A 26,101-nucleotide genomic window follows, 5' to 3' on the forward strand; every position below is an offset into this window, starting at 1 on the left:
AAAACCCCGCCGCACGAGTCCCCCCTAGCGGGTGCTTCCCCTCCCCCCCCCCCCCCCCCCCCCCCCCCCCCCCCCCCCCCCCCCCCCCCCACGGCGGAGCTCAGGCGCAGGGCGGGTTGATCGCGCCCGTCAGCGCCTTGTGCGCGTCGTGGACGCGCTTCACGTCGGGCTTGGTGACCGCCCGGTCGTACGTCATCAGGCCGTTGATCTCGGTCTCGACGTCGGTCGTCTGGGTGTAGATCGCGGCGCTGAGCTGCTCGCAGGCGTGCAGCCGCTCCAACTCCTCGATCATGCCGACGTAGCGGTCGGTGAGGGACTCGGGGTCGGGTTCGACCGCGTAGCCCCAGCCGCCGCCGGACCAGGTGTGGCCGACCATCGGCAGGGCCAGCCCGCCGTACTCGCCGATCACGTTGGCCCTGGTCCCCTCGGGCTTGCCGGGGTTGCCGGGGCCGGGGTAGATGTGGAAGTCCTTGACGTCGCCGTTGCCGCCGTCCACGGCGCCGCAGCAGTTGACCCCGCTCATGTTGTTCACCAGGCGCGAGGGGTCCCAGCCCTTGACCAGGTCGGCGATGCGCGCCTGGTCGTACTGCCCCCAGCCCTCGTTGAACGGCACCCACATCACGATCGACGGGCTGCTGCGGTGCTGGTCGACCAGCTCGCGCAGCTCGGTCTCGAACTGGGGCCGGTCGTCGGCGCGTACGGTCGACGGCATGTCCTGCCAGACCAGCAGGCCGAGCTTGTCGGCGTGGTGGTACCAGCGGTCGGGCTCGACCTTGACGTGCTTGCGCACCGCGTTGAAGCCGAGCGCCTTGGTCTGCTCCAGGTCGTGGCGCAGGGCCTCGTCGGTCGGGGCGGTGTAGATGCCGTCGGGCCAGAAGCCCTGGTCGAGCGGGCCGATCTGGAAGACCGGCCGGCCGTTGAGGAGCATCCGGTTGCCGGACACCTCGATGGAGCGCATCCCGAAGTACGACTCGACCCTGTCACGCTCGAGCCTGACCTCCAGGTCGTACAGGTGGGGGTCGTCGGGAGACCAGAGCCTGGGCTTGCGCACCGGGATCCTGAGCTCCTCGCCGGTCCTGCCGGTGGCCCTGCCGACCACGCGCCGGCCGTCCCTGGCCGTCACGATCACCGTGCCCGGCGAGCCGTGCACGGTCACCTTGACCGCCTGCCCCGGCACGTCGGGCACGGCGTCGACGCGCTCGACGTGGTCCTTGGCGACCGGCTCGAGCCAGACGGACTGCCAGATGCCGGACACGGTGGTGTACCAGATGCCGCCCGGGTTGAGCCGCTGCTTGCCGACGGCCTGGCTGCCGGTGTCGGTCGGGTCGTACACGCCCACGACCAGTTCCTGGCGGCCGTGGCGCTTGAGCGCGCCGGTCACGTCCACGCTGATCCGGTCGTATCCGCCCTTGTGGGTGGTGACCTGCTTGCCGTTCACGTAGACGGCGGCCTGCCAGTCAACCGCGTCGAGGTGCAACAGGACGCGCTCGCCGCGCCAGCCGCGCGGCACCTCGAACGTCCTGCGGTACCACATGCGCTCCTCGTGCCGGCCGATGCCGGACAGCTGGGACTCCACGGGGTACGGCACGACGATGCGTTCGGGCAGGTCACGGCCGATGGGCGCGGCCTCGCCCTCCTTGGCCGGGCCGAACTGCCAGGTGCCGTTGAGGCTCTGCCAGCGGTCCCTGACGAGCTGCGGCCTGGGGTACTCGGGCAGCGGCCTGGCCGGGTCGACGTCGTCGGCCCACTTGCTGCGCAGGATGTAGGCGGAGGCGTTGAGCACGTAGCCGTAGGTGTAGGCGGCCAGCTCGGTGCCGTCGGCGTAGGTGATGCCGCCGGTGCCGTCGTAGCCGGTGCGCACGGTGTTGCCGGCCTTGGCGGGGATCGGGTGCTTCAGCTTGAGCTCGACGGTCTCGGGGCTCTTCAGGGTCGCCGAGGTCACGGGCCAGGCCGTCCCGCCGACGGTGACGGCGAGCTTGCCGGCCGTGCCCGCGGGCAGTTCGGCGAGCGCCTTGGGGAAGGTGAGCGTGGCGACGTCGCCGGCCTCGTCGAGCCGGGCCTCGGCCGGGCCTCCGGGTTCGAAGTCCTCGGGCAGCGTGAACGCCTCCGCGGGGACGACGGCCTTCGGCTGGCTCGGGCTCTGCCACCGCAGCCGCAGGTGGGCGCCGCCGTAGTGCTCGAAGTACTCGACCTTGACGTCGTACTTCCTGCCGGCCTCCAGGGCGATCGGGGTGCCGGTCTGCTCCTTGTCCCAGTCGTCCACCCAGTGGTCGATGATCGGCTTGCCGTCGATCCAGAGGCGGAAGCCGTTGTCGCCGATCATGGAGAAGGTGTAGGTCTCGGAGTGCTCGGGCTGGATCTGCCCGGTCCACCGGACGGTGACGTCGTCCTCCCTGCCCGTCAGCATCGTGAAGACGGGGTTCAGGTCGGCCAGCTCCAGGTTGGGGTCGACGACGCTCGCCTTGAGCTCGGCGAAGTCGAACGCGCCCGCGGCCGAGGCGAGGTAGTAGTCACCGCGCAGGCCGTGCCGCTCGACCGCGGCCGAGCCGGAGGAAGGGGCAGAGGAGGAGGCGGAGGCGGATGGCGGCACCTGCCATAAGACGGACATCAGAACGGCGAGCAACAGCACGAGGGGCTTACGCAACGGGGGGTCCTTTCGGTGCGCTGATCACGTTCGGACAGCTTTTGACCCTGACATGCTCCAAAGTAAGCACTGCCGGACCGAGCCGGTCAAGATTTCCGATCAGATTCGTTCGCGTTCGGTCAGAGGTGAACGCATGTTGGCGCGTCGAATATGATCGGGACGTGAGCGACACGCAGAGCGACGGCCGCAGGCCCGTGTTCGCCGCCGAACGCAGGCAGCGCATCCTCGAGCTGGTGCGTGCCAACGGCGCGGTGTCGCTGCGCGAGCTCGCCCAGGCCGTCCGCTCCTCCGAGGTCACCGTCCGCCGCGACCTGCGCGCCCTGGAGTCGGAGGGCCTGCTCAACCGCCACCACGGCGGAGCCACCCTGCCGGGCGAGCTGTCGCGCGAGGCGGGCTACGCGCACAAGGTCTCGCTCGAGTCCGCCGAGAAGGCCGCCATCGCGGAGCTGGCCGCCGCGCTCGTGGAGGACGGCGACGCCATCGTGGTCGGGCCCGGCACCACCACGCAGGAGTTCGCCCGCCGCCTGACGCGGCACTCCGAGCTGGCCGTGGTGACCAACTCGCTGCTGGTCGCCCAGGTGCTGGCCGGCTCGCCGCGCGTCGAGGTGATGCTGACCGGCGGCACGCTGCGCGGGTCGATCCTCGCCCTGGTGGGCAGCGCGGCCGAGCACTCGCTGGCGGGGCTGCGGGTGCGCAGGGCGTTCATCTCGGGCAACGGGCTGAGCGCCGACCGCGGCCTGTCCACGCCCAACGTGCAGGTGGCGGGCGTCGACCGGGCGCTGGCCGCGGCCGCCGAGGAGGTCGTCGTGCTGGCCGACCACACCAAGGTCGGCGTCGACACGATGGTCCAGACCGTGCCCGCCGACCAGATCGACCACCTGGTCACCGACGACTCCGCGCCCCGCGACGTGCTCGACGAGCTGAGCGGCCGGGGCGTGCGCCTGCACGTCGCCCAGTTCTGATCGCCCTACTGATCGAATGTGACAAACCCGTTACGGGAATGTTTTCTTGCTCGACCACCATCAAGGCGGAGGCAACCGTGCTACAGGTGGCAGGCGTTCTCAAGACCTTCCAGGGCGTCACCGCCCTCGACCACGTCACCATGTCCGTACGCCCCGGCGAGGTGCACGCCCTGGTCGGCGGAAACGGCGCGGGCAAGTCGACTCTGGTGAAGGTGCTCTCCGGCGTCTACCCGCCCGACGCGGGCGAGCTGCGCGTCCACGGTGACCCGGTCAGGTTCGCCGGCCCTGCCGACGCCAGGCGGGCCGGGATCGCCACGATCCACCAGGAGACCAACCTCGTCCCCACCATGAGCGTCGCCCGCAACCTGCTGCTCGGCAGGGAACCGCGGGGCCGGCTCGGGCTGATCGACGCAGCGGCCGTGCACGCCCGCGCCGAGGAGGTGCTGGCCGCGTACGGGCTGCGGGTCGACGTGCGCCGCCCGCTCGCCTCGCTCAACGAGGGCACCCGCCAGCTCGTCGCCCTGGCCAGGGCGGCCACCGCGGACGCCCGCCTGGTCATCATGGACGAGCCGACGTCGGCGCTGGAGCACGCCGAGCTGGAGACCCTGTTCGGCGCCGTGACCCGGCTGCGCGAGGAGGGCCGCTCGGTCATCTACGTCACCCACCGGCTGGAAGAGCTGTTCGGCATCTGCGACCGGGTCACGGTGCTGCGTGACGGCCGGGTCGTGCACACCGGGCCGATGGCGGGGCTCGACCGGCTGCGGCTGGTCTCGCTCATGCTGGGGCGGCCGTTCCACCCGGTGGAGCCGCCGCTCGCGGCCGGCCAGGCCGACGAGCCCGCCGACGTGCCCGTGCTGGAGGCCACGGGCCTCACCCGCCACCACGTGCTCGACGGGGTGTCGCTGGCGGTGCGGGCCGGCGAGGTGGTCGGGCTCGGCGGGCTGCTCGGCGCCGGCCGCAGCGAGACGGCCCGCGCCATCGCGGGCGCCCTGCCGGTGGACGCGGGACAGGTGACGGTGGCCGGCGCGCGCCCGTCACCGGGGGCCCGCAAGTGGTCGGTCAGGAGCGCCGTACGCGCCGGGATCGGCCTGGTGCCGGAGAACAGAAAGACCGAGGGCATCGTGCCCACGCTGTCGGTGCGCGACAACATCGCGCTGGCCGCGCTGCCCCGGCTGTCGCGGGCCGGGATCGTGTCCGACGCGCAGGTGGACGGCATCGTGACGACGTTCATGAAGCGGCTGGGGATCAAGGCGGTCTCGCCCCGGCAGCCGGCCGGCGAGCTGTCGGGCGGCAACCAGCAGAAGGTGCTGCTGGCCCGGTGGCTGGCCATGCATCCCAAGGTGCTGCTGCTGGACGAGCCGACCCGCGGGGTCGACGTGGCGACCAAGCTGGAGATGCAGGCGCTGCTCGACGAGCTCGCCGTGGACGGGCTGGCGATCCTGCTCATCTCGTCCGACGTCGCCGAGCTGGTGGAGAACTGCGACAGCGTGGTGGTGCTGCGCGACGGCGCGATCACCGAGCAGCTGACCGGTCCCGAGGTCACCGAAGACCGCCTGCTGGCGGCCCTGGCCAAGGACTGACCGGTCAATAGACCGAGATGTGCGGGTGGTCGTAGTGGTTGGCCGTCGTGCCGCCACGGTCCGACATCGTGCGCCACGTCCCGGACCTGGCGTGCCAGATGCGCTGGCGATAGATGACGTACATGATGCCGAGCCGCTTGGCGTTCTTGATCGCCCACTTGGCGATCTGGTCGCCGCGTTCGAGCTCCGCCGCCGACGGCATGGCGCCGCCGCGGCTCAGCATGAAGTCGCAGGCGCGTCCGAGCGGATGCTCGCCGCCGTCCTGGATCGCCCGGAAGCAGCCGATCCCGTACGGCACGTCGAACCGGTCCTGGATGAGCTTCCTGACCAGCCGCATCCTGGGCGTGATGTGGTCGGACCCCTCGGGGCAGCTGCGGCACCCACGTGCCGTCGGAGCGCCGCACGCCCGGCGCCTCGTGCAACTGATCGATCTTGTCCTTGGTGCGTTCGATCTGCTTCTCGGCCTTCTCCTTGCGCTCCTCCAGGTCGCCCGTCGTGCGGGCGAGCTCCTTGGCGCGGGCGGCGGCCTCGCCGGTCGCCTGACGGTGCTCGTCCCTGACCCTGGCGTGATCGCGCAGCCTGGCGTCCTGCCGGGCGACGAGGTGCCGGGCCAGGGCCGTCCGGCCGAAGAGGGCCGTCGGCTCCCGCTCTCCGGACAGCAGGGTGAGCGCGCCGGGCTCGCCGCCGGTGTACTGGGCGACGGCCATGGCCCTGAGCTCGGTGGAGTGGCGGTCGTAGACCTTCTGGGCGGCGGCCAGCTTCTTCCGCGCGGCCTTCTCCGCCTTCTCGGCCTTCTCCCGGGCGATGCGGCTGCTGTAGTAGCCGGCGATGAGCTTGTCCGACTCCTTCCGCAGGCCGGCCAGCTCCTTCTTCAGCCGTTTGACCGTGGGCTTGGGGTCGGCGTGCGCGGGCGCCGACCCGAGAAGCCCAGCGAGAAGCCCGGCCAGAAGGCCGACGAGCAGCGCGGTGGCGAGCAGGCCGGCCCCGCTGCGTTCGCGGGCAGGGCCGTACGACCGGACGGCGGGTGACGCAACCGCCACTGTTCTCCTCACCCCGAACCGCAGGGCGAGTTCCGGTCAGGAGCTATTCAGGCCGGGGGGACGCCCTCTATTCGACGCCGATAGTAGACGATCATGGCCCGTGGCACGCAACTCACGGCCGGCCCCGCTCGCGCGACCGGCGTACCCTGCGGACCACGATCTGCCGTCCGAGCAGCACCGACCCCGGCACCAGCACGACCCCCAGAAGGCTGGAGCCCAGGCCCAGGCCGATGCCGGCGTCCACCAGGCCGTCGCCGTCGCCGCCGAGCACCGGCAGGCCGAGCGACACCGAGACCGAGACCGACAGGAGCGGCTCCCTGTCCCGCACCGGAGGGTCGGGCTCGTTCGTGCCGGGCGGCGGGTCGTCGGGCGGATCGTCAGGAGGGTCGGTGGCGGGCGGGTCGCCGGCGGTGGGCAGCGTCGTCGGCGGGGTCGTCGGCGGGGTCGTCGGCGGGGTCGGCTCCGGACGGCTGGTCCGGGTGGGCTCGCGAGTCGGCTCGCGGGTGGGCTCGCGAGTCGGCTCGCGGGTCGGGCGCGGCCTCACCACGGGCGGCGTGTCCGGCCGGCCGACGTGGGTGACGGCCGGCGGCGTCTCCCTGAGCGACACGCTCGGCTCCGGCTCCGGCGAGGTCGGCGCGGCGGACGTCGGGGAGGCCGCCGTCGGGGTGGCCGGCGCCGCCACGGACGCGGACGCCGACGCGGGCGGCGGAAGGGCGGTGCCGCTCCTCGTGTCGGGCGGATCGCCCAGGACCACGAACGCCGACACCACCGCCGCCGCGGTCGCCAGCACCAGCCCGCCCGTCACCGCGAACTTGGTCGCGGGCGCCAGCGTGGTGTGGAACAGGCTCGTGGAGCCCCCGTCGGCCGCCGGCTGCGGCCGGGGCAGCAGCGCGGTGAGCGGCACGGTCAGGAGGCCGAGGCCGGCCCGTCCCCGCCGCTCCCAGTCCTGCCCGTACGAGGCCAGCGCGACGCCCTCCAGCTCGGCCAGGAACACGCGCGCCGACTCCGGCCGGGCCGCGGGGTCCTTGGCCAGGCCGTGCTCGACGATCGGCCGCAGCGGCTCGTCCACCTCCTCGACCGGCGGCGGGACGTGCTGGTGCTGGTAGGCCAGGGCGGCCACGTCGGTCCCCTGGAAGGGGCGATGGCCGGTCAGGCACTCGAAGAACACCAGCGTCGCGGCGTAGACGTCGGTCGCCGGGCCGGCCGGGGCCTCGTCCCACTGCTCGGGGGCCATGTAGGAGGGGGTGCCGACGAGGTCGGCCGTCTCGCCGACGTGCGCGGCCACGCCGAAGTCGACGAGCTTGCTCTCACCCTCCCGGGTGATGATCACGTTCTCGGGCTTGAAGTCCCGGTGCACGACGCCGCGCTCGTGCGCCTCGGCCAGCCCGAGCAGCGCCCCCTTCAGCACCACGAGCGCCGACTCCGCTCCGGTCGCGCCCTCGTCCGCCAGCAGCCGCCGGAGCGTGACGCCGTCGACCAGCTCCATGACGATGACGGCGTCGTCGCCGGCCTCGACGTAGTCCAGCACGCGGGCCGTGTGCGGGCTGTCGATCTCCTGGATGACCTGCGCCTCGGCCCTGAACCTGCCGGCGAACTCGTCGTCCTCGCGCAGCGGGTCGGACAGGTGCTTGATCGCGACCGCCAGCCCGTCGGAGTCGCGTACGGCGAGCATGACCCGCCCGGTCCCGCCGTGTCCGAGTTCCCGGATTTCGGTGTAGCCGGGAACGTCCATAGGGGACCTCCTGACCCGATAAAGATCCTTATGTCAGGACGCTAACCCGGTGTAACACCGTGTGTCGACCCTCTTCGCCCGGGTGACCGGCCCTCTGCCGCAATCGATATCCTTCCTCCTCCCTAGAGTGGCCTCGTGGCGATCGACGATCATCTGCGCGAGTGGCTCGGCGCCTGGCCGCCCACGGAGAAACTCCAGGTCACCGGCTCCCGCCGGCGCACCCTGCCCGGCTGGGACGGCCAGATCCACCCGGCGCTCGGCGTCCGCACCCCGGACGGCGGCGTGTTGTCGGTGCCACCGGAGCACGTGACCCGCGTGGCCGCCGCTCGGACGATGGCCGAGGTGCCCAAGATCGTCGCCTACGCGGAGCGCGGCTGGTTCGAAGCCGCCTTCCGCTGGACCACCCGCCCGGCCCCGCTGCAGGACGCCGGGCGGTGGCGGCCCGCCACCGACCCCGGCGTGCCGGCCTGGCTGCACCCCTTCGGCGGGGAGGTCCTGGTGGCCACCGACCCCGGCACGGGCGAGCACCTGGCGGGGGTGGGGATCAAACGGCACGACGCGTACGGGCACGAGCTGGCGGTGGTCACGGCCCCGGCGGCGCGCGGGCGCGGGCTGGCCAGGAGGCTGGTGGCGCAGGCCGCCCGGCGGGTGCTCGACGAAGGGGCGGTGCCGACGTACCTGCACGCCCCGGAGAACGCCGCGTCGGCGGCCGTGGCGCGGGCGGCGGGTTTCCCCGACCGGGGCTGGACCGCCTTCGGCGTCACCGAACGGTGACCGCCCGCCTCGCACCCGGCTGCCGCACGCACCAGCGGGCCGACGGGCCGGGCGGGCACGGGTTTCAGGCGGCCGGGCGGGCGGGCGTGGCGGCGAGGTGGTCGCGGACGTTGCGGGCGGCCGTGCGGCCGGCGCGGTTGGCGCCGATCGTGCTGGCCGACGGGCCGTAGCCGACGAGCTGGAGCGCGGGCTCCTTGACCACCTGGGTCCCGTCCACCGTGATGCCGCCGCCCGGCTCCCTGAGGCGCAGGGGCGCGAGGTGGTCGAGGGCGGAGCGGAAGCCGGTGGCCCAGATGATGGTGTCGGCCTCGACGGTCCGCCCGTCGTTCCACGCGACACCGTGCTCGGTGATGCGGTCGAACATCGGCAGGCGGTCGAGCGCCCCCTTGGCGAGCGCCTCGCGCACGACCGTGGTGTAGGGCAGGCCGGTGACGCCGACGACGCTCTGCGGCGGCAGGCCGGCGCGCACGCGCTCGTCGACCATCGCCACGACCTCCCGCCTGGCCTCCTCGTCGAAGTCGTCCCTGAACAGGGGCGGGCGGCGGGTGAACCACGCCGTCGTGGCGGCGACCCCGGCCGTCTCGGACAGCACGTGCATCGCCGAGGCCCCGCCGCCCACGACGGCCACGTGGCGGCCGGCGAACTCCGCCGGCCCGCGGTAGCTCACGTAGTGGAGCGCGCGCCCGCGGAATCCGGCGGCTCCCGGATAGTACGGCCAGTGAGGTCGCGTCCATGTGCCGGTCGCGTTGACCACGGCTCTTGCCGCCCACTCCCCCGCGTCGGTCACGACCGCCAGCCGGCCGCCCGGCCCGCGCCGCACGGAGTCGACCCTGACCGGCCGGAGCACCTCCAGCCCCTGCTCGCGCTCGTAGTCCGCGTAGTAGCCCGCCACCACCTCGGCGGCCGGCCGCCGGCCCGTGGTCTCCGGCGGGCGGCGCAGGCCGGGCAGGTCGAAGACGCCGTGCACCTTGTCCATGGTCAGCGTGGGCGAACGGTGCCGCCACGCTCCCCCGGGCCCTTCCGCCGCGTCCAGCACGACCGGCTCGAAACCGAGCCGGCGCAGGAAGTACGCGCTGGACAGTCCCGCCTGCCCGGCGCCGATCACCACGACCTCGCTCTCCTCCACGAACAGAGGCAACCATTTCCACGCCCACGATCTTCCCGGCGCGGCGAGGACGGCGACGTCGCCGAGCCGGCGGCGGACGTTCAGGCGGGTGCGACGGGGGCCGTGGAGCCACGGACCACGAGGCCGGTGGCGAGCTCGACGTGGTGGGAGTCGATCTTCTCCCCGGCCGCCAGGCGCAGCGCGGTGCGGAGGGCCACGCCGCCCATCTCGCGCAGCGGCTGGCGGACGGTGGTCAGCGGCGGTGAGGCCATCTGGGCGATCTGGGTGTCGTCGAACCCCACGATGCTGAGGTCTTCGGGGATGCGCAGGCCGCGCGCCCGCGCGGCCTCCATGATGCCGAGCGCGGTCTCGTCGCTGGCCGCGAAGATCGCCGTGGGGGCACGCGGCAGCTCGAGCACGGCCGCGCCGCCCGTCACGCCGTCGTGGTAGCGGAAGTGCCCGGTCTGCACGTAGCCCGGCAGCACGGGCGTGCCCTCGGCCTCCATGGCGGCGCGGTAGCCGTGCAGCCGGGCCTGGTTGCAGGCCGCGGCCGCCGGGCCCCCGACGTAGGCGATGCGCCGGTGGCCGAGGGAGAGCAGGTGCTGGGTGGCGGCCAGGCCGCCGGCGAAGTTCGTCGACCCGATGCTGGTCACGCGGGTGCGCGGCAGGTTGAGCGGGTCGATGAGGACGAGCGGCACCCGGGCTCTGGCCAGCGCGGCGAGCTGCCCGGTGGTCAGCTCGCTGGTGACCGCGATCAGCGCCCGGCGGCCGGCGGCGGCCAGGCCGCGGGCCCAGGCGGCGGTGCGGTCGGCGCGCCTGATGCTGACCACGACCCCGACGCCGGCCTCCCCGGCGGCGGCCACCGCCCCCTGGATGATCTCGGTCGAGTAGGCGTTGAGGTCGGCGTCGAACTGCAGCTCGACGCTGCCCGCCCCGGCGACCTCGCCCCGGCGCGGGCTGGGGGCGACGTAGTCGTGCTGCCGCAGCAGCGCCTCCACCAGCGAGCGGGTGGCGGGCGCGACGTCGCTGCGGCCGTTGAGCACTTTCGACACGGTCGCGACCGACACGCCCGCCGAGGCGGCGACGGTCGCGAGCGTGGCCCGCCTAGGACTGGCCGACATCTCCACCCCCTTGCCCGGCGGCGCCGTGACCGACGTCAACGGGTGTCACGAGCCGCCGTCCGGGGCCGGGACGGCGCAGCGGACCGGTCAGGCGTACGGTGCCGCGGCACGGCAGGTCGGCGGCCGAGGTGCCGACGAGCACCTCGATCTCGCCCGGCTCGACGATCCTGCGCAGGTCGCGGCCGGTGAAGGCGGTGCGGTCGGCGTGGACGTGGAAGCGCACGCGGGTGCTCTCGCCGGGCTCCAGCCGCACGCGGGCGAACCCGGCCAGCTGCCGCACCGGTCTGGTCACCTGGGCGACGACGTCGTGGAGGTAGAGCTGGACGACCTCCTCGCCCGCCCGGCCGCCGGTGTTGCGGACGTTCACCGCCACCGTGAACTCGCCGTCTGTGGGCACCTCGGCGTCGCTGATGACCAGGTCGCCGACGTCGAAGGCGGTGTAGGAGGCGCCGTATCCGAAGGGGAACAGCGGCGTCGGGTCGAGGTTGCTGATGCCCTCGCTCTTGGTCCCCAGCGGCGGCTGCAGGTAGGTGCCCGGCTGCCCGCCGTGCCCGCGCGGGATCTGCACGGGCAGCCGGCCCACGGGCTGGACGCGTCCGGACAGCACGCCGGCGATCGCCGCCGCGCCCTCCTCGCCGGGCATGAACGCCTGGACGAGCGCGGCGGCTCCGGCGTGCACCTCCCCCAGCGCGTACGGGCGCCCAGAGACCACGACGACGACGACGGGCGTGCCCGTGGCGGCCAGCTCGGCGAGCAGGTCGGCCTGCACGCCGGGAAGCCGCAGGTCGTCGGCGTCGCAGCCCTCGCCCGAGGTGCCCTGGCCGAACAGCCCCGCCAGGTCGCCCACGACGGCGACGCACAGGTCGGAGCCACGCGCGGCCGCCACCGCGGCGGCGAAGCCGGAGCGGTCGTCGCCGCGCACGTCGCAGCCGCGTTCGTGGCGGATCTCGGCGCCGGGCAGTTCCCCGCGCAGCGCGTCGAGCACGGTGGGCGCCTCGATGCCCAGCCCGAGGCCGGGATGGCGGGGCAGGACGTGGTTGGGGAAGGCGTAGCAGCCCATGAACGTGCGCGGGTCGTGGGCGGCGGGTCCGACCACGGCGACGCTGCGCGGGCCCTCGCGGCCCTCGCCGAGCAGCGGCAGGACGTCTCCGCCGTCCAGCAGGACGATCGAGCGCTCGGCCAGCTCCCTGGCCAGGGCGCGGTTGCCCGGCGAGTCGAGGTCGACGCCTCCGGCCGCGGCGACCGAACGCTCCGGTGTCCAGTCGTGGTCGAGCAGCCCGAGCTCGGCCTTCTGGGTGAGCAGGCGGCGGGCGGCCCGGTCGATCAGCGACTCGGGAAGGTCGCCGTTCCTGACCCGCTCGGCCAGGTGCCGGCCGAAGCCGAGCGTGTCGGGCAGCTCGACGTCGATGCCGGCGGTGAGCGCCTGCACGCCGGCCTCGTCGGTGTCGGCGGCGACCTCGTGCATGGTCGCCAGGAACGGGACCGCCCAGTAGTCGGAGACGACCGTGCCGGTGAAGCCCCACTCGTCGCGCAGCAGCTCGGTCAGCAGCCAGGGGTCGGCCCCGGCGGGGACGCCGTCGACGTCGGAGTAGGAGTTCATCACCGAGCGCGCGCCGCCGAGCGTGATGGCCGTCTCGAACGGCGGCAGGATCATGTCCATCAGCTCGCGGCGGCCCATCGGCACGGGGCCGTGGTTGCGGGCCGCCCGGGAGGCGGAGTAGCCGGCGAAGTGTTTGAGCGTGGCGATGACGCCGGTGCTCTGGAGCCCGCGGACGTAGGCGGTGCCGAGCATCGCCACGAGGTACGGGTCCTCCCCCATCGTCTCCTCGACCCGCCCCCACCGGTAGTCGCGCACGACGTCGAGCACCGGGGACAGGCCCTGGTGCACGCCCAGGGCGGCCATGTCGCGCCCGATGGCCGCGGCCATCCGCTCGACCAGGCCGGGGTCGAAGGTGGCTCCCCAGGCGATGGCCGCGGGGTAGACGGTCGCGCCGTAACTGGTGAAGCCGGTCAGGCACTCCTCGTGGACGATCGCGGGGATGCCGAGCCGGGAGCTCCCGACCACGGCCCGCTGCAGCCGGACCACCTCGGCGGCGCCCTCGGCCGTGGTCACGGGGGCGCTGCCGTACACGCGGGTCAGGTGGCCGAGCCCGTCGCGGACGGCCTCCTCCAGCGGGACGGAGCCGGAGGCGGCGAAGACGTCCTGCATGGGCGCGACGTTCGGGGACTCTGAGCCGGGCTCCGGCTCGTCGGGCTCCGGCATGTCGTTGCCGATCCACCGGCTGCCCAGCTGGCCGATCTTCTCCTCCAGGGTCAGCTCCGCGAGGAGGGCGTCGACTCGGTCGGCGACGGGAAGCGCCGGGTCCTGCCACGGACGGAGTGCCCGGTCCGCCTCAGGTGTCCGCTCTAGAGCCGTCATCTGCTGCTCTCCTCAAGAAGTGCGTTTGTGTCGGAGACATTTCGAAATATTTCGAGGCCGGCCGACGATCTCGTCGCGGATTTCCGAAGGCCAGGTGGACCAGCGATAGCCCGCGCCCCAGTACTGTACACGGGCCTTGGCCGGACCGTAATCTGTTCGCTCCGCGGCGGGTCTTGACACACCTTTGGCCGAAACCTAGATTGGCGAAACCCGCGGTCATGTCGAAAAAGTTTCGGAGAGCTGACTCAAGGAGGAGTGGACCAGTGGTGTCCCCGAGGACGCCGATCCACGACCGCCGGCCACCGCATCCGATGACCAACGAGCCGCGGCCAGACACCGCGACGTTCGAGTACGGAGATCCCCGTGGAGCCAAGGACAACGTCTCGCCGCACTTTTCTCAGCCTCTCCATGGGCCTGCCCCTGGGAGCCGCGCTTGCCGCCTGTGGCAGCTCGGGCCCGACCAGGCCCGGCACCCCTAGTGGTGGCGGCGGCAGCGGCGCTACTTACTGGTACCTGTCGACGCAGCCGCAGGAGGGCGTGCGCACCAGGACCGTCGAACGGTTCAACAAGGCCAACCCCAACGGTCAGATCGCGGGGACGACCTTCCAGAACGACGCGTTCAAGACCAAGATCAAGACAGCTATCGGCGCGGGCCAGGCGCCCACGCTCATCTGGGGCTGGGGCGGCGGCACGCTGCGCAGCTACGTCCAGGCGGGCCAGGTCGACGACCTCACCTCCTGGTTCGACCAGAACGCCACGCTGAAGGACCGGCTGTTCCCCTCCTCCTTCGGCGCCGCCACGATCGACGGCAAGATCTACGCGATGCCCTGCGAGACGATGCAGCCGATCGTCCTCTACTACGACAAGCGGGCCTTCGACAAGATCGGCGCGCAGCCGCCCCAGACGTGGGGCGACATCATGGACCTGGTGCCCAAGTTCAACGCCAAGGGCATCGCGCCGTTCGCGCTCGGCGGCCAGTCGCGCTGGACCAACATGATGTGGCTGGAGTTCCTCTTCGACCGCCTCGGCGGCCCCGAGGTGTTCCAGGCCGTGTTCGACGCGGAGAAGGACGCCTGGAACAACCCGGTCGCCATCGACGCCCTGGGCAAGATGCAGGAGCTGATCAAGGCCGACGGGTTCATCAAGGGCTTCTCCTCGATCACCGCCGACTCCAACGCCGACCAGGCGCTGCTCTACACCGGCAAGGCCGCGATGATGCTGCACGGCGGCTGGACGTACGGCAGCATGAAGACGGACGGCGGCGACTTCGTCTCCGGCGGCAACCTCGGCTACATCAACTTCCCGCCGATCGACGGCGGCAAGGGCGACCCGAGCAACACCGTCGGCAACCCCGGCCAGTACATGTCGATCTCCTCCAAGGCGACCCCCGAGCAGAAGGAGATCGCCAAGAAGTTCTTCGCCACCGAGCTGATGGGCGACCAGGCGGTCAAGGAGTGGGTCGCGACCGGCGCGGTGCCGATCGTCAAGGGCGCCGACAAGGAGTTCGCCGCCTCCGACGACGCCGAGTTCCTCAACTTCGTCTACAACATCGCCGTCAACGCCAAGACGTTCGCGCAGTCGTGGGACCAGGCGCTCAGCCCGACGGCCGCCGAGGTACTGCTGGACAACATCGCCAAGTTGTTCCAGCTGTCGATCTCCCCGAAGGAGTTCGCCACCAACATGAACGCGGTCATCGGCAAGTGAGCGCGCTCGCGACCTCCGCCACGGCCCCCAAGCGGGAGGGCCGTGGCGGCTCGCTCGCGTGGATGTCCGTGCCCGCGCTGGTGGTCTTCACCGGGTTCGGGCTGATCCCGCTGATCGGGGTCCTCGTCCTCAGCTTCACCTCGTGGGACGGACTCGGCGACATCCACTTCGCGGGCGTCGACAGCTGGAAAACCGTGCTCGCCGACCCGGGGCTGCCGCACGCGTTGTGGGTGACGTTCCTCGTGATGGCCATGTCCTGGGCGGTGCAGACGCCGGCCAGCATCCTGCTGGGCACGTTCCTCGCCAACCACCACCGCTACCGCGCGATCCTGTCCGTGGTGTACTTCATCCCGTTGCTGCTCAGCTCCGCGGCCATCGCCATCGCCTACAAGGCGCTGCTCGACCCGAACTTCGGGCTCGGCGCCGGGCTGCAGATCCCGCTGCTCGTGCAGGACTGGCTCGGCGACCCTTACCTCGCGTTCGGCGTCGTGATCTTCGTGGTGTCCTGGCAGTTCATCCCGTTCCACTCCCTGATCTACCAGGGCGGCGTACGCCAGATCCCGCGCTCGATGTACGAGGCCGCCGAGCTCGACGGCGCCGGCCGGGTGCGCAGGTTCTTCAGCATCACCCTGCCGCAGCTGAAGTACACGATCATCACGTCCTCGACGCTCATGGTCGTCGGGTCGCTGACCTTCTTCGACCTGATCTTCGTGCTGACCGCGGGCGGGCCGGGAGACGCCACCAGGGTGCTCGCCCTGGACATGTACGTGCGCGGATGGCAGGCCAGCCAGATGGGCCTGGCCAGCGTGATCGCGGTCATCCTCGTGCTCGTGGGGCTCGTGCTGGCGCTGGTGCTGCGCCGGCTCGGCGGCCGCGACACGAGCCACAGCCAGCTCGAAGGGGCCTAGAACATGGCGTCCACGCTCACCACGAAACCCGAGGTCATGGAGGGCGGGCCCCAGCCGCGGCACCGGCGCCGCAACCGGCCCAGGGGCCGGCCCAACTGGCTGGCGGGCCTGGGCTCCTGGATCTGGCTGGCGGTCGTGGTCGTGCCGATCTACTGGATCGTCATCACCAGCTTCAAGTCGCAGAGCAACTACTACGCCGAGAACCCGCTCGTGCCGCCCGGCGAGCCCACGCTGGCCAACTATGTGATGGTCATCGAGTCGGACTTCCCGCTGTACTTCGTCAACAGCGTCGTCGTCACGCTGGGCGCGGTCATTCCCGCGGTGCTCATCTCCTTCATGGCGTCGTACGCGATCATCCGGGCCGGCAAGCGGAGCCGGTTCCTGCGGTTGACGAACTCGCTCTTCCTCATGGGGCTGGCCATCCCGCTGCAGGCCACGATCATCCCCGTCTACCTGATCATCATCCGGCTGCACCTGTACGACTCGCTGCTGGGGATGATCCTGCCGTCGATCGCGTTCGCGATCCCCCTGTCGGTGCTGGTGTTGTCCAACTTCATCCGCGACGTGCCCAAGGAGCTGTTCGACTCGATGCGCCTCGACGGCGCAACCGAGACGGCGATGCTCTGGCGGCTGGCGTTCCCGCTGACGCGGCCGGCCGTGGTGACGGTGACGATCTACAACGCGCTGACGATCTGGAACGGCTTCCTGCTGCCGCTGGTGCTCACGCAGAGCCCCGACAAGCGCACGCTGCCGCTGGCGCTCTGGTCGTTCCAGGGCCAGTACAGCATCAACGTGCCGGCGGTGCTGGCGTCCGTGGTGCTCACCACGCTGCCCATCCTGATCCTCTACGTCGTGGGCCGCCGCCAGCTGCTCAGCGGTCTGACCGTGGGCTTCGGCAAGTGAGGTCACGCCGCAGCGCGGCCTCGTGCAGCGCGAGGTGGGCGAGGTCGCACTCGTAGTAGACGTCGTCGCCGCAAGCGACGTGGCCGGCGAACGCCTCGTCGCCCGCGGCGGCCCGCTCGTGCATGTGGCGGACCAGATGCTCCAGGCGGGCCCGCGCGGTCGCGACGAGCGCGGCGCGGTCGTCGTCGCCGAGCCCGTACGCGCCGGCGAACAGGCGCAGCCGCCGCGCCTGCTCCTCGACCGGGCGGGCGCCGGCGTGCCGGGGGTCGCTGAGCGGCACGAACCGGTAGGCGGCGTAGGCCACGTCCCAGACGCGGGGCCCCGGGTGGGCGGTGTCGAAGTCGATGAACGCGACCGGCAGCCCTCCGCGGAACACGCAGTTGTACGTGGCGACGTCGCCGTGGCAGATCACCTCGACCGGGCTCACCGGCGGGAAATACCAGACGGCGCCGGGAGGAACGGGGAAGCCGGCGGTGGCGTCGTGGTAGCGGCGCAGCAGCCGGCCGGCCGCGACCAGGGCGTCGTCGGAGCGCGCCCATGCGGGCAGCGGATGGCCGGCGGTCCGGCCCGGCACGAAGTCGAGGATCTCGCGGCCCTGGTCGTCGATGCCGTGGCTCCTTGGCGCCCCGGAGAACCCGCGGGCCGCCAGGTGGTCGAGCAGGGCGTGCACGGCCGGCGTCCACGGGCCGGCCGGCCTGCGTACGGTGGCGCCGACCCTGACCACGTGGTTGACGCCGCCTCCGGCCAGCACCTCTTCGTCGGCCATCACATCCCCCTGATCACCGCCGGTCCGGCGGCCAGTGTGGCACGCGGCGCGCGGACCGAGCACGCGAATATCCGGCCTAGGCTGCTCACACACAACTCCCAGGCAGACCGGATACAACAGCCCGCATGGACGCACCGAGCCCCCGCACCGCCGGCAACCCCGTGGTCCTGGTGGTCGACGACGAGCCCAACATCCGCGAGCTGCTCCAGGACGCCCTGGAGCTGAACGGCTTCGCCGTGCGCACGGCCGCCTCGGGCACGCAGGCGCTGGCCCGCGTCGGCGAGGAGCGTCCCGACCTGATCGTGCTGGACGTGATGCTGCCCGACCTCAACGGGTTCGCGGTGGCGCAGAGGCTGCGGCCGGACGGCGGCGGGCCGCCGGTGTTGTTCCTGACGGCGCGCGACACGGTGGCCGACCGGATCGCGGGGCTGACGGCGGGCGGCGACGACTACGTCACCAAGCCGTTCAGCCTGGAGGAGGTGGTGCTGCGCATCCGCGCCATCCTGCGCCGTACGAGTCCTCGTGAGCAGGCGCACGACGACGGGCTGCTCCGCTACGCCGACCTGGAGCTGGACGAGGAGACCCACGTCGTACGGCGGGCCGGGCGTCACGTGCACCTGTCGCCGACGGAGTTCGCCCTGTTGCGCTACCTGATGATCAACGCGGAGCGGGTCGTCAGCAAGCCGCAGATCCTCGACCGGGTGTGGGACCACGGTTTCGGCGCCGACAGCCGGATCGTGGAGTCCTACATCAGCTACCTGCGCCGCAAGATCGACGTGGCGGGCCCGCCGCTGATCCACACGTTGCGCGGCGTCGGCTACTCGCTGCGCGACCAGAGCCTCCTGGACCGCGGCCGATGAGGCCGATCGCGCGGGCCTGGCCGCTGCGCCACCGGCTGCTGGCCGCCCTGCTCGGGTTGTCGGCGGCGGCGCTGGCGGTGTTCGCGACGGCCGGGGTGATCCTGCTCGACCGCTCGCTGCTGTCCCGGGTGGACACGCAGCTCACCGCCTTCGCGGCCACGTTCGGCAAGGGACGGCCGCCGCCCCCTCTCGTGCGGCCGCCGCGCAGGGGTGAGGTGGAGCTGCCCAGCCAGTTCCGGGTGGACTTCCACCGGCCGTCGGGGGCGCCCGCCCGCGCGAGCCCCCGCCCCGCCGACGGGCCGGACGTCCCCGCGGACACCATCGCCGCCCTCCCGCCGCGCCCCTTCACCGTGGCCGGCAGGTCGGGGGACACCGACTGGCGCGCGCTCGTGGTGGCCCTTCCCGACGGCAACCGCGCGGTGGTGTCGATGTCGCTGGAGGCGGCCAGGAGCACCGTGCGGCAACTGCTCGTCATCGAGGTGGCGGCGGGCGCGCTGGTGCTGGTGCTCCTGGGCGCGGTGGCGCTGGCTGTCGTACGGCTCGGCCTGCGCCCGCTGACCCGGATGGAACGCACCGCCACCGCGATCGCCGGCGGCGAGCTCGACCGGCGGGTCTCCGACAGCGACCCGCGCACGGAGACCGGGCGGCTGGGGCACGCGCTCAACATCATGCTCGGCCGCCTCGGCGAGGCCCTGCGCCAGCGCGAGCACTCGGAGCAGCGGCTGCGCCACTTCCTCGCCGACGCCTCGCACGAGCTGCGTACGCCGCTGACGTCCATCCGGGGGTTCGCCGAGCTGTACCGGCACGGCGACCGCGAGCCGGATCCCGCCGTGGCGCGCATCCTCAGCCGCATCGAAGACGAGGCCGAGCGGATGGGCGTGCTGGTGGAGGACCTGCTTCTGCTGGCGCGGCTGGACCAGGAGCGGGCGCTCGACCTGACGGAGGTGGACCTGCACGTCGTCGCGGGCGACGTGGTGCACGGTGCGCGGGCCCGCGCACCGGGACGGCCGATCGAGCTGGTCCTGGACGAGCGGCCGGTACGGGTGACGGGCGACGAACACCGCCTGCACCAGGTGGTCGCCAACCTCGTCGGCAACGCCGTGGCCCACACCCCCGAGGGCGCGGCGGTCCGGGTGACCGTCAGCGAGGCCGGCGCCGACGCACGGGCCCCGGCCCGGACGCCGGGAGAGGGCCCCGCCTCATGGGCCGGCGACGGGACGGCGAACGCGAGCACGACCGCGCGGGCCGGCAACGGGACGACGGGCGCACGGGCCGGGAACGGGACGACTGACGCGGGCGGGGTCGCGGGCGCGTGGGTGGGGGCTCGGGTGACCGGACGGGCGGCGGTCATCGAGGTGCACGACGCCGGGCCGGGCATCGCGGCGGAGCATCTGCCGCACGTCTTCGACCGCTTCTATCGGGCCGACGCCGCCCGTTCCCGCGGCAGCGGCGGCACCGGCCTGGGGCTGGCCATCGCGGCGGCGCTGGTCGAGGCGCACGGCGGCCGCATCGAGGCACGCAGCGGCGGCGGCACCACCTTCCGCGTCGTCCTGCCGGTCGAGGGACCGGTCGAGCCGCCGGTCCAGGGGCCGGTCCAGGGGCCGGTCTAGGGGCCGGTCTAGGGACAGGTCGACGGCCCGATCGACGGCCCGATCGACGGGCCGGTCGACGGGCCGGTCGACGGGCCGGTCGACGGGCCGGTCGAGCCGCAGGCCCAGGGCCGGCGACGTCTGAAGCGGCCGCGGCGCGCGTGTTCATCGCCCGGTGCGACAGGGTTCACACACTATTCCCAGGTTGTTGCTGTCCCCTATGGGCTGTCACGAAGGGAGAGACATGCTGCGAAGATTCCGCAGGCGCCCCGTCCCCGCACACAGGCCCGAGGTCCCGGCGGCCGGCGCCCCCGGCGAGGCGGGGCACGCGCTGCGCGCCCCCAGCCGGCTGCACGCGTTCAACAGGTACGAGATCAAGTATCTCGTCGACGCCGCCGTCGCCCGCGAGCTGCGCGACGAGATGGACACCGTGCTCGACCGCGACCGCCACAGCGGCGACGGCGGATACGGCGTCTGGAGCGTCTACTACGACACCCGCCGGCTGCGCTTCTACTGGGAGAAGATCGAGGGCCTCAGGTTCCGCAGGAAGCTGCGCATCCGCCATTACGGCGACCGCTTCGCGGTGACCGGCGAGACCCCGGTCCATGTCGAGATCAAGCAGCGGGTCAACCGGGTCACGCAGAAGCGCCGGGTACGCCTGCCGTACCGGGACGCCCTGCGCCTGTGCGACGGGCGGGAGCAGGTGGGGCACGAGCCGTCCGAGCGGGGCTTCCTGGAGGAGGTGCTCGACCTGGTCTGCCGGCTCGACCTGCGCGCCACCGCGATGACCGGCTACCAGCGGCACGCCTACGTCGGGCGGGGCGCGGACGTGGGCCTGCGGGTTACCTTCGACCAGCGCGTACGCGGCCGCGACCGGGACTTCCACCTGGGCGCGGACGCCGCGAACCGGTTCATCGTCCCGCCCGGCAAAGCGATCATGGAGGTCAAGGCGAACGAGCGCGTCCCCTACTGGCTCACCGACCTGACCGCCGAGCGGAACCTGCAGGTGGTGCGGCTCTCGAAGTACTGCCAGAGCGTGGAGGCGCACGGGCTCGCGCCACGCTCGATCTTCCACATCCCCGGCCACGACCTGGATTCCGGACTCTCGTCGGCCCTGACCGCCCCCGCGGAGGCATGACCCATGGACCTCTCCTTCCAGGACCTGTCCGGCACGTTCAGCGTGGCCGACATCGCGATCGCGATGTCGCTGTCGTTCGTGCTCAGCGCCATGATCGGCTGGGTGTACCGGGCGACGCACCGCAACGTCTCCTACAGCCAGTCCTACGTCCAGACGCTCGTCGTCCTCGGCATGCTGATCTCGCTGATCATGCTGGTCGTCGGCTCGAACATCGCCCGCGCCTTCGCCCTGGTGGGCGCCCTGTCGGTGGTACGGTTCCGCAACGCCATCAAGGAGACGAGGGACGTCGGGTTCATCTTCCTGGTGATGGGGGTCGGCATGGCCGTCGGCACCCGCTTCTACCTGCTGGCCGTGGTGGCCGCCGTGACGATCTCGCTGATCATCATGATCATGAGCAGGTTCAACTGGTTCCAGCTGAACGTGCGCCGCCAGGTCGTCAAGGTGCAGGTGCCGTCGGACGAGGACTACACCCACGCCGTCCAGGACGTCCTGGTCCGGCACACCGACGAGTTCGAGCTGGTCAGCATGGAGTCCATCAGGGCCGGCGCGCTGACCGAGCTGATGTACACCGTCCGGATCAAGAAGGGCAGCGAGCCCGCCGACCTCATCGCCGGGCTGCGGGAGCGCAACCACGGCCAGCAGGTCACGGTGCTGACCGGCTACGACCAGAGCGACCTGTAGCCGTGGCCCGCCTCAGACACCGCATCCCCGTCAGGCTCCGGCACCACTGGAAGCTCGTGGCGGCGTGCGTGGCGTTCCTGGCCGCCTGCTACGGCGTCTTCGGCAGCGGCACCGTCCGCCCGTACGTCACCAGCGTGCGGACCGCCTCGGCCGGCGTCGTCGTCCGGGACCTCGCCGGGTCCAAGGAGCTGTTCGACGCCGCCACGCCGCACGAGGTGGCGCTCACGTTCCGGGACGAGGGCTACCAGGACATGCTGGCGGAGTACTTCAAGGACGGCGACAAGAAGTACGTCGAGGCCGACCTGACCATCGACGGGACCACGATCCCGAGCGTGGGCATCCGGCTCAAGGGCAACTCGACCCTGCACGCGCTGACGTGGAAGGGGGAGACCCGGCCGCGCGACACGTCCGGCCGCGGGAACCCGCCGGAGGGGCTCCGCCCGCCTGACGGAGCCGAGCCTCCCGCCGGCTTCCAGCCGCCGGCAGGCGGGCAGCGGCAAGGCCGCGGGCGCGGCGCGGCGCTGAAGGCCGAGGAGCCGGAGAACCTGCCCTGGCTGATCAGCTTCGACGAGTTCGTCGAAGGACGCCGTTACCAGGGCCATTCCCAGGTCGCGGTGCGCCCGTCCTTGGGTTCGTCGGCCCTGCTGCACGAGGCCGTGGCCATCGCCCTGGTCGGCGCGGCGGGCGAGCCCTCCCAGCGGTCGGCCTATACGTCCTTCTCCGTGAACGGCCGCGCGTCCGCTCCGCGCCTCCTGGTCGAGTATCTGGACGAGGGGTACGCCGAGCGGCTCGGCGACGGCGTGCTCTACAAGTCGCTCGCCTCCGGGAGCTTCACGTACAAGGGCGAGGACCAGACGGCGTACGTCGACGACTTCAAGCAGGTCAACCTGGTGGGCCAGCGCGACCTGCAACCGGTCATCGACCTGGTCAGGTGGGTGGAGCAGGCCTCGGACGAGGAGTTCGCGTCGGGGCTGGCCGAGCGGCTGAACGTCGTGTCGTTCGCCCGCTACGCGGCCCTGCAGAACATCCTGCTGAACCACGACGACATGGCGGGCCCCGGCCACAACTACTACCTCTGGTACGACCTGGGCACGAAGAAGTTCAGGGTGATCAGTTGGGACCTGAACCTCGCGCTGAGAGGGGATGCCACAGCCGGTCCCGACGACGCCGTCGGCAGGAGGAGTCCCGGCGACCGAGGCGCCCGCACAGGCCTGCCCGGGCAGGGTGAGCAGGCGGGACAGCAGGGCCGCCCGACCGCCGGTCAGCAGCCCGGCGCCCGGCGTGCCACCGGGCCGCGCGGCGGCCACGCGCTGAAGGAGAGGTTCCTCAAGGACGCCGGTTTCAAGAAGCTCTACGAGCGGGAGCACGCGGCCCTCGCCCGCGACCTGCTGGCCGGCGGCACCGCCACGGCCCTGCTGGACCAGGCGCTCAAGGCGTACGGCCTCAATGCGGGCGCCGACCGGGCGAAGGCGGCCGAGGAGGCGGCCGACCTGCGCGCCACGCTGGAGACCCGCGCCACGTCGCTGGCGGGTTGATCACCGGCGGGAGCGGAACGCCACGGCCGTCGTCGAGGTGATGGCGGTCACCAGCACGACGGTGAGCAGGACGCCGCCCAGGGGGTTGTCGCGGCGGCCCGCCGGCGGGAGGGGACGCCGCGCGCCGGCCCACCCCGGCACGGAGGGCGTGGGGCTGGGCGAAGGGGTCGGGGTGAGCGCGGGGACGCGCACCGGCCCCGCCTGGGGCACGGGCAGGGGGGCCACGCGCACCCGCCGGCGCGGACACTCCCCCACCCGTACCCCGCCCGTGCACAACCCGTCGCGGTAGACCGTCACCCGTGGCAGCGCCACCTGGGGTGTGGCCCGCCGCTGGCGGGGCGGCACGGAGATCGAGACTTTCGGGACGGGCCGTCGCCGGGCCGAAACCCTGGGCACGGTCACGCGGCCCGGCCTGGCGGTGACGCCCTTCGGGGGCACGGGGGCGCGTACGGTCACCCGCGGCGCCGGGCCCGGCCACGGCGCCCGGTCGGCCGCCGCACCGTTCGCGTCGGCGCCGGCGACGCCGGCCACGAGCAGGGCGGCGGCGAGCAGCAGCGGAACGCGCCTGAAGGCCACGGTCACAACCCCCCGGCGATCCGGCTGAACTCCTGCAGGGCACCCGCGAACGCCTCGGGCCCGACGGCCAGCGGCCCTGCGAAGACGTGCGCGATGTCCCACGTGAGATAGGTGCCGAAGCCGAGCAGCCCCGCGGTCGCCAGCAGCGGCAGGATGGCCAGGCCGCGCGGCCTGGCCCCGGCCAGGAACGGGAAGACGACGACGAGCGCCCCGGTGAGGATGGTCAGGATCAGCAGCCCGTCGGGCGGTGTCGCGGCGGCGTCGGCGGTTCGCTGGGCGCGCGCGGCGGCGATGCCCCTGATGTGGTCGAGCACGGCCGCCTTGGCGTCGGACTCCTCGTCGCCCGCCACCTCGAGGGCGTGGACCGCGCCGCGCAGCTGGTCCATCCTGGCGCCGCCGACCGGGTCCATCACGCCCTCGGCCATGAGCGGCCACTCGTCCCTGACCACGAACGTGACGTAGTCGTGCAGAGCCCTGCGCACGTCCTGGGGCCCCGTGCCCGGCAGCTCGCCGGCGGCCCAGTAGGCGTCGACCGCGGCCTGGCTCTCGGCGTGGGTGTTGAGCCTGGCGGCGTCGGCCGTGGTCCACGGCACGATGATGGCGATGGCGAACACCAGCAGGAACATGGCCGACAACATCGCCCCCGCGTGGGCGGCGGAGGGGCCGCTGGGATCGCGGTCCTCACCCGCCGCCCTGACCCGCCTGAACACCAGCGCGGTGAGCGCCACGGCGCCCACCGCCGCCAGGATGGAGAGTGTGTACGCCACCATGAGGATCTCCCGAACCCTGTCGACTACGCAGTGCGACATTACTATCACATAGGGCGACGATGGCGGCAGGCGGTGATCGGTAAAGTCCCGGGCGGGTTCCGCGCTCGTGAGGGTTCAGCCGAAGTACTCGCCGTACGGGCCGCCGTGCCGGTGCCGGCTGGACGGATTGCCGATCATTGAGGGCCCTTCCTCGCCATTTGTCCAACGAGAGGCTGATATTTCGAGACTTGCAGGGAGCATGGGGGCGTGAATCTCAACGGCCGCAAATTCGTGATGGTGACCTCGACGGCGAGCGAGGTCGACCTGGACAGCCCGACGGAGTTCCAGTACTGGGAGGCGGACGGGGTGGTGTGGGGCCACTACTCCGGCGACACCGTGACCCACGGGCGCTTCGTCGGCACGCGGGACGGCGACCTGGTGTCGATCAGTTACGCACACGCGCTCAAGGCCGGGGGCACGGCGGGCGGGCACAGCAGCAGCCGCGTCGAGGCCGGGGACGACGGGCGGCTTCGCCTGGTGGAGGAGTTCTCGTTCGAGGGGGACGACACCGTGCACGTCAGCGTGTGCGCCGAGGTGTCCTGACCGGCCCTCGTCACGCGGGCAGCCGTGGTGTCCTGATCAGCCCTCGTCATGTGGGCAGCCGGCCGCTCAGCCCTCCTTGTGGAGGGTGGCGCGGCCCTCGGCGGCGCCGACGAAGCGCATCTTGCCGAGCGGCACCTCGCCCTGCGTCTCCTGGGCGGGCCGCCGCGCCGGCCTGGCCCGGTCGCTGGGCAGCACGTACGGCCGCCTGAGCACCTCGTCGAGGATGAACACGGTCTCGGTCGCCTTCACCGCCGGGATGTTCGCCAGCCGGTCGGTGACCATGGTGTGCACCTCGGCCACGTCGGACACGCGTACCTGGATCATCGCGTCGTGCTGGCCGGTGGTGATCGCGCAGTATTCCACCTGCGGCATCCTGGCCAGCTCGGCCCTGAACTGCTTCCACATCTGCTGGCGCACGGTCACGAAGATCAGCGCGGTGATGCCGAGCCCGGCCCGCACGTGGTCGATCTCGGCCGTGAACCGCTTGATCGCGCCGTCGGCGCGCAGCGCCTCGAAGCGGGTGTAGGCGTTGGCCCGGGAGATGCCCACCCGCTCGGCCAGCGCCGCGACCGAGATCCTGCCGTTCTCGCGCAGGACCTCGAGGATCTTCAGGTGGACGTCGTCCAGTTCGAGACCGATGCCGATCCGTCCAGACTGACCGCCGTCGCCGCCACCATTTCTAGAAATTTCACTCATCATTACCTCACCGACC

Annotated in this window: 23 protein-coding genes; 13 read left to right on the plus strand and 10 right to left on the minus strand. The window is 72.4% G+C overall.

All coding sequences use genetic code 11. The features are described from left to right. Positions 1-100: 100 nt before the first annotated feature. Complete coding sequence (locus tag ACZ6SA_RS28425) at positions 101-2,644, minus strand: PA14 domain-containing protein (RefSeq protein WP_465831486.1); 2,544 nt, start codon at positions 2,642-2,644, stop codon at positions 101-103. A gap of 161 nt (positions 2,645-2,805) precedes the next feature. Here ACZ6SA_RS28425 and ACZ6SA_RS28430 point away from each other — a divergent pair, with 161 nt between their 5' ends. Next, entirely contained in the window at positions 2,806-3,606 is an 801-nt protein-coding gene (locus tag ACZ6SA_RS28430; protein ID WP_347644945.1) for a DeoR/GlpR family DNA-binding transcription regulator, read from the plus strand. An 86-nt stretch (positions 3,607-3,692) separates the two neighbouring features. Beyond that, positions 3,693-5,186: a sugar ABC transporter ATP-binding protein gene (locus ACZ6SA_RS28435; RefSeq protein ID WP_347644944.1), complete on the plus strand. Its 1,494-nt coding sequence runs from the start codon at positions 3,693-3,695 to the stop codon at positions 5,184-5,186. Positions 5,187-5,190: 4 nt separating this feature from the next. Here the strand turns inward: ACZ6SA_RS28435 and ACZ6SA_RS28440 are convergent, their stop codons facing one another. Next, on the minus strand, positions 5,191-5,523 hold the full coding sequence (locus ACZ6SA_RS28440; RefSeq protein ID WP_465831489.1) for a VldE C-terminal domain-containing protein: 333 nt from the start codon (positions 5,521-5,523) through the stop codon (positions 5,191-5,193). On the opposite strand from ACZ6SA_RS28440, the gene ACZ6SA_RS28445 reads away from it, so the two are divergent. Then, a complete protein-coding gene (locus ACZ6SA_RS28445; protein WP_465831491.1) occupies positions 5,501-6,214 on the plus strand; it encodes a hypothetical protein in 714 nt (237 codons plus the stop codon). The genes ACZ6SA_RS28440 and ACZ6SA_RS28445 overlap by 23 nt on opposite strands. A gap of 124 nt (positions 6,215-6,338) precedes the next feature. Here ACZ6SA_RS28445 and ACZ6SA_RS28450 read toward each other — a convergent pair whose 3' ends face one another. Next, positions 6,339-7,958 (minus strand): serine/threonine-protein kinase, encoded by a 1,620-nt coding sequence (locus tag ACZ6SA_RS28450; RefSeq protein WP_465831493.1) that lies wholly within the window; start codon positions 7,956-7,958, stop codon positions 6,339-6,341. Positions 7,959-8,093: 135 nt separating this feature from the next. Here ACZ6SA_RS28450 and ACZ6SA_RS28455 point away from each other — a divergent pair, with 135 nt between their 5' ends. After that, positions 8,094-8,732 (plus strand): GNAT family N-acetyltransferase, encoded by a 639-nt coding sequence (locus ACZ6SA_RS28455; protein WP_465831495.1) that lies wholly within the window; start codon positions 8,094-8,096, stop codon positions 8,730-8,732. Between the two features lie 64 nt (positions 8,733-8,796). Here the strand turns inward: ACZ6SA_RS28455 and ACZ6SA_RS28460 are convergent, their stop codons facing one another. The 3 genes from ACZ6SA_RS28460 to ACZ6SA_RS28470 all read right to left on the minus strand — a co-directional run bounded on the left by ACZ6SA_RS28460 (position 8,797) and on the right by ACZ6SA_RS28470 (position 13,377). Then, positions 8,797-9,870 (minus strand): FAD-dependent oxidoreductase, encoded by a 1,074-nt coding sequence (locus tag ACZ6SA_RS28460; protein WP_465831497.1) that lies wholly within the window; start codon positions 9,868-9,870, stop codon positions 8,797-8,799. A 68-nt stretch (positions 9,871-9,938) separates the two neighbouring features. Further along, a complete protein-coding gene (locus tag ACZ6SA_RS28465; RefSeq protein WP_443152528.1) occupies positions 9,939-10,958 on the minus strand; it encodes a LacI family DNA-binding transcriptional regulator in 1,020 nt (339 codons plus the stop codon). Further along, positions 10,942-13,377 (minus strand): beta-xylosidase/alpha-l-arabinosidase, encoded by a 2,436-nt coding sequence (locus ACZ6SA_RS28470; RefSeq protein ID WP_465831499.1) that lies wholly within the window; start codon positions 13,375-13,377, stop codon positions 10,942-10,944. The genes ACZ6SA_RS28465 and ACZ6SA_RS28470 overlap by 17 nt, the downstream gene beginning before the upstream one ends. A gap of 408 nt (positions 13,378-13,785) precedes the next feature. Here ACZ6SA_RS28470 and ACZ6SA_RS28475 point away from each other — a divergent pair, with 408 nt between their 5' ends. The 3 genes from ACZ6SA_RS28475 to ACZ6SA_RS28485 are packed head-to-tail and all read left to right on the plus strand — an operon-like array spanning position 13,786 to position 16,892. Next, on the plus strand, positions 13,786-15,081 hold the full coding sequence (locus tag ACZ6SA_RS28475; RefSeq protein WP_347644934.1) for an extracellular solute-binding protein: 1,296 nt from the start codon (positions 13,786-13,788) through the stop codon (positions 15,079-15,081). Continuing rightward, entirely contained in the window at positions 15,078-15,989 is a 912-nt protein-coding gene (locus ACZ6SA_RS28480; protein ID WP_443152526.1) for a carbohydrate ABC transporter permease, read from the plus strand. Before ACZ6SA_RS28475 ends, ACZ6SA_RS28480 begins: the two co-directional genes overlap by 4 nt. A 3-nt stretch (positions 15,990-15,992) precedes the next feature. Beyond that, complete coding sequence (locus ACZ6SA_RS28485; protein ID WP_347644933.1) at positions 15,993-16,892, plus strand: carbohydrate ABC transporter permease; 900 nt, start codon at positions 15,993-15,995, stop codon at positions 16,890-16,892. On the opposite strand, the gene ACZ6SA_RS28490 is transcribed toward ACZ6SA_RS28485, so the two are convergent. Beyond that, complete coding sequence (locus tag ACZ6SA_RS28490) at positions 16,861-17,658, minus strand: phosphotransferase enzyme family protein (protein WP_465831502.1); 798 nt, start codon at positions 17,656-17,658, stop codon at positions 16,861-16,863. The two genes, ACZ6SA_RS28485 and ACZ6SA_RS28490, sit on opposite strands and share 32 nt — an antisense overlap. A gap of 125 nt (positions 17,659-17,783) precedes the next feature. Between ACZ6SA_RS28490 and ACZ6SA_RS28495 the strand changes: the two genes are divergently transcribed. The 5 genes from ACZ6SA_RS28495 to ACZ6SA_RS28515 all read left to right on the plus strand — a co-directional run bounded on the left by ACZ6SA_RS28495 (position 17,784) and on the right by ACZ6SA_RS28515 (position 23,461). Beyond that, a complete protein-coding gene (locus tag ACZ6SA_RS28495) occupies positions 17,784-18,518 on the plus strand; it encodes a response regulator transcription factor (RefSeq protein ID WP_347644931.1) in 735 nt (244 codons plus the stop codon). Beyond that, complete coding sequence (locus ACZ6SA_RS28500) at positions 18,515-20,128, plus strand: sensor histidine kinase (protein WP_465831505.1); 1,614 nt, start codon at positions 18,515-18,517, stop codon at positions 20,126-20,128. The genes ACZ6SA_RS28495 and ACZ6SA_RS28500 overlap by 4 nt, the downstream gene beginning before the upstream one ends. A gap of 223 nt (positions 20,129-20,351) precedes the next feature. Next, entirely contained in the window at positions 20,352-21,245 is an 894-nt protein-coding gene (locus ACZ6SA_RS28505) for a polyphosphate polymerase domain-containing protein (protein ID WP_443152523.1), read from the plus strand. A 3-nt stretch (positions 21,246-21,248) separates the two neighbouring features. Beyond that, on the plus strand, positions 21,249-21,926 hold the full coding sequence (locus tag ACZ6SA_RS28510) for a DUF4956 domain-containing protein (RefSeq protein WP_465831507.1): 678 nt from the start codon (positions 21,249-21,251) through the stop codon (positions 21,924-21,926). Between the two features lie 2 nt (positions 21,927-21,928). After that, positions 21,929-23,461 (plus strand): CotH kinase family protein, encoded by a 1,533-nt coding sequence (locus ACZ6SA_RS28515; protein WP_465831509.1) that lies wholly within the window; start codon positions 21,929-21,931, stop codon positions 23,459-23,461. Here the strand turns inward: ACZ6SA_RS28515 and ACZ6SA_RS28520 are convergent, their stop codons facing one another. Both ACZ6SA_RS28520 and ACZ6SA_RS28525 read right to left on the minus strand, forming a co-directional pair. Beyond that, complete coding sequence (locus tag ACZ6SA_RS28520; RefSeq protein ID WP_465831511.1) at positions 23,462-24,037, minus strand: hypothetical protein; 576 nt, start codon at positions 24,035-24,037, stop codon at positions 23,462-23,464. 2 nt (positions 24,038-24,039) lie between these two features. Further along, positions 24,040-24,807, minus strand: a complete 768-nt coding sequence (locus ACZ6SA_RS28525) for a bestrophin-like domain (protein WP_347644925.1) — start codon at positions 24,805-24,807, stop codon at positions 24,040-24,042. A gap of 246 nt (positions 24,808-25,053) precedes the next feature. On the opposite strand from ACZ6SA_RS28525, the gene ACZ6SA_RS28530 reads away from it, so the two are divergent. Beyond that, on the plus strand, positions 25,054-25,389 hold the full coding sequence (locus ACZ6SA_RS28530; protein WP_465831513.1) for an avidin-fold protein: 336 nt from the start codon (positions 25,054-25,056) through the stop codon (positions 25,387-25,389). Between the two features lie 66 nt (positions 25,390-25,455). Here ACZ6SA_RS28530 and ACZ6SA_RS28535 read toward each other — a convergent pair whose 3' ends face one another. Next, positions 25,456-26,085: an Lrp/AsnC family transcriptional regulator gene (locus ACZ6SA_RS28535; RefSeq protein WP_347644923.1), complete on the minus strand. Its 630-nt coding sequence runs from the start codon at positions 26,083-26,085 to the stop codon at positions 25,456-25,458. Positions 26,086-26,101 lie beyond the last annotated feature (16 nt).

The sequence above is a fragment of the Nonomuraea sp. NPDC049378 genome (assembly GCF_055586745.1).